This is a genomic window from Clostridium sartagoforme AAU1 (assembly GCF_000401215.1).
Lineage (GTDB): Bacteria > Bacillota > Clostridia > Clostridiales > Clostridiaceae > Clostridium > Clostridium sartagoforme.
The window spans coordinates 1-3,257 of the sequence record NZ_ASRV01000227.1 but is presented as its reverse complement, the minus strand read 5'-3'; the positions used below and the strand labels follow the sequence as shown (position 1 = coordinate 3,257).

The following is a 3,257-nucleotide window of genomic DNA, read 5'->3' as shown; positions in this document are numbered from 1 at the left end:
TGAGGATAAATATATATTATTAAGTGAAGGGATAGATAATTTAAGTAAAATTGGAGATGTAACTTTATCTAATGAGTTTAGTGAAATAAAGCTTATAAAATCTAATGATATAATAAGTAAAATAGAAGAAATAGATGATTATTATAATTTTGGTTATAAGATAGATAAAGTAGATTATAGTGAAATAGCGTATATAATGGAAAGAATAAAAAGTGGAAGTTCTTTTTATAAAACAAAAGAAAATAACTTTTTAGATTTAAAGGACACGGAAGTAGTTGAATTTTTTAAAACTATAGAAGAGCTAAATTTATTTAATAATGTATATAAAGAAGAAATATATGTTGATAAATTTAGCCTAATACATTTAGACAGTAAAATAAGAAATAAAAGGATCCCATTTATAACTGGAGAAGAAAAAATAAAAGAACTAGTAAATAAATTAAATAATAAAGAAGAAAACTATGCTGTTCCAAAAGATTTAAATGGCAACCTTAGAGAATATCAAATTAAAGGATATAATTGGCTGAAGTCAATAGAAAACTTAGGCTTTGGTGGAATATTAGCTGATGATATGGGGCTTGGTAAAACTATTCAAACAATAACTTTACTACTTTCAAATAAGAATAAAAAGAGTTTAATAATAACGCCAACTTCTGTAGTATATAATTGGAAAAGTGAATTTGAAAAATTTGCAGATACTCTAAAAGTAGGAGTAATTCATGGAAGTGTTAGTGAAAGAAAGAAAGTTAAAGAAAATTATAAAGAATATGATGTACTTCTAACTACCTATGGAACTTTAAGAAGTGATTTTAAGTGGTATGAAGAGAAAAGATTTGATTTTTGTATAATAGATGAAGCACAAAATATTAAAAATAAAAAGTCTAAAATCACAGAGTTAGTTAAATCTATAAAAGCAAATTGTAAACTAGCTTTAACTGGAACGCCAATAGAAAATAATTTACTAGAATTATGGTCAATATTTGATTTTATAACTCCAGGATATTTGTATAATGAAGAAAAATTTAAATATAAGTTTTTAAATGGAGATGACAAAAGTTTAAAAGAACTTAAAGAACTTATTTCTCCATTTGTATTAAGAAGATTAAAAGAAGATGTATTAGATGAATTACCAGATAAAATAGAAAAAGAATACTTAATACCAATGACTTTTAGTCAAAAGCAAATTTATAATTCATATATGAAAGATATTAAAAAGAAACTTAAGGAAAATAAAAAGATTAAAGATAATAAAATAGTTATTTTATCTTATCTTACAAAATTACGTCAGCTTTGTTTAGATCCATCTTTATTAATAGATGATTTTAAAGAAGAAAGTGCAAAGATAAAAGCAGTTAAAGAAATAATACAAGAAACTATAGATTCAAATAAAAAAGTAATTATATTTTCGCAATTTACATCTGTATTAAAGAATATTGGAAATAAATTAAAAGAGGATAATATTAGTTATTTATATTTAGATGGAAGTATTAAAGCAAAAGAAAGAATAAATTTAGTTAATGAATTTAATAATAGAGATAAAAATATATTCTTAATTTCTTTAAAAGCTGGTGGAGTTGGATTAAATTTAACTTCAGCTAGTGTTGTAGTCCATTTTGATCCTTGGTGGAATCCAGCAGTTCAAGATCAAGCCACAGATAGAGCTCATAGACTTGGACAAGAAAATATAGTTGAAGTAATAAAACTTATATCTAAAGATACTATTGAAGAAAAAATAATAAAGCTACAAGAAGAAAAGAAAGAATTGATAAGCAAAATAATAGATGGAGATACCTTAACTGGAGAAACTTTAAATACAATAACAGAGGAAGAACTACTAAAACTATTTACCTAATTATAAAATGAGAATTAAATATAATGATATGAGGTGAGTTTTAATGGATATATATACAATAGGACATTCAAATTATACAGTTGAAAAATTAATAGATATGTTAAGATATTATGATATTGATACTGTTGTTGATATTAGAGGAACACCTTATTCAAAGTATAATGTTCAATTTGATAAGGAAACTATAAAGTATACTTTAACTAAAGCTGGATTTGTATATATTTATATGGCTAAGGAACTTGCAGCAAAGAGGCTTAATAAAATCTCTTACAATGAAGAGGGATATTCTGATTTTGAAAAAGTTATTCATGAAGAAGATTTTATTAAAGGGATTGAAAGGCTAAAGGATGGTTGTAATAAGGGCTATAGAATTGCCTTACTGGGGGCTATGCAAGATCCTATAAGATGTCATAGAAGTATATTAGTTGGAAGAACTTTACAAGAATATGGATTTAACGTAAAACATATTTTAGATGATTATTCTATAAAAGATCAAGAATATATTGATGAAAGATTGCTTGATAAATATTTTCCAGAGAGATTACAAATAACTATAGATGCTTTATTAGGTAATGAAATGAGTAGGGAAGAAATGATAAATAAGGGCTATAGAATGGCTAATAAAGAAATTGGGTATAGAATTGAATGTTTACCTATAGAGAAAAAACATTAATATAAAATAGGATATCCATTAAATTAAAAAAATCAAATTCTTTAAAAATATAGTTAATTATTGCTTAACTATGTTTTTAAAGAATTTTTGTGAAAGGAAATTTATCTTTATGAGATATGTTATAGTTTGCGTTGTAAAGGGAGAAGCTGGTAACTTTAATGATGAAATGAGAAAAGATATCTTTGAGAAATTTAAAGCCAAATCATCGAAGCTTCCTGCGCATTTTACAATTAAAGCACCATTTGAATATGATAAAAGTATAAAAGATTTAGAAGATGCCTTATATAAGTTTAGTAAAAAAGAAAAAAAAGCAGAGTTTAAAATGAACAAGTATAATCATTTTGATGATAGAGTCATTTATATGAATGTTAATATGTCTAATGAAGGTAAAGTTCTTCATGATAAATTAATAGATGTTTTAAATGATTTTGACTATATTGAGTTTAATAAAAAAGACGGAAAAGATAAAATTCTTCATGTTACATTAACTTCAAAGAAAGTTCCACCAATATATAACGAGGTATGGGAATATGTAAATAAATATTCATTTAACTTTAATTGTTACTTTGATAATATAAGTATATTTAAATGGGTAGATAATAACTGGAAGTTACATAAGGAGTTTCTTATAGAAAATTAGAAATTTGAAAATAAACAAATATGAGTAATATTAAAAGTAATCATCTTATTAAATTATGAGATGATTATTTTTTACACCTTTTATGACATGTA

Annotated in this window: 3 protein-coding genes; all 3 read left to right on the top strand. The window is 24.1% G+C overall.

The annotated features are described in order from the left end of the window. The coding region (locus tag A500_RS17915) for a DEAD/DEAH box helicase (RefSeq protein ID WP_016208988.1) at nucleotides 1–1,852 on the top strand (1,852 nt) is incomplete at its 5' end. Between the two features lie 43 nt (nucleotides 1,853–1,895). After that, complete coding sequence (locus tag A500_RS17910; protein WP_016208987.1) at nucleotides 1,896–2,525, top strand: DUF488 domain-containing protein; 630 nt, start codon at nucleotides 1,896–1,898, stop codon at nucleotides 2,523–2,525. Nucleotides 2,526–2,634: 109 nt separating this feature from the next. Next, nucleotides 2,635–3,165, top strand: a complete 531-nt coding sequence (locus A500_RS17905; RefSeq protein WP_016208986.1) for a 2'-5' RNA ligase family protein — start codon at nucleotides 2,635–2,637, stop codon at nucleotides 3,163–3,165. Nucleotides 3,166–3,257: the final 92 nt, after the last annotated feature.

Excerpts from the sequence above, each read along its gene's own strand:
- A500_RS17910 (WP_016208987.1), top strand. The coding sequence starts at position 1,896 with ATGGATATATATACAATAGGACATTCAAATTATACAGTTGAAAAATTA.
- A500_RS17905 (WP_016208986.1), top strand. The coding sequence starts at position 2,635 with ATGAGATATGTTATAGTTTGCGTTGTAAAGGGAGAAGCTGGTAACTTT.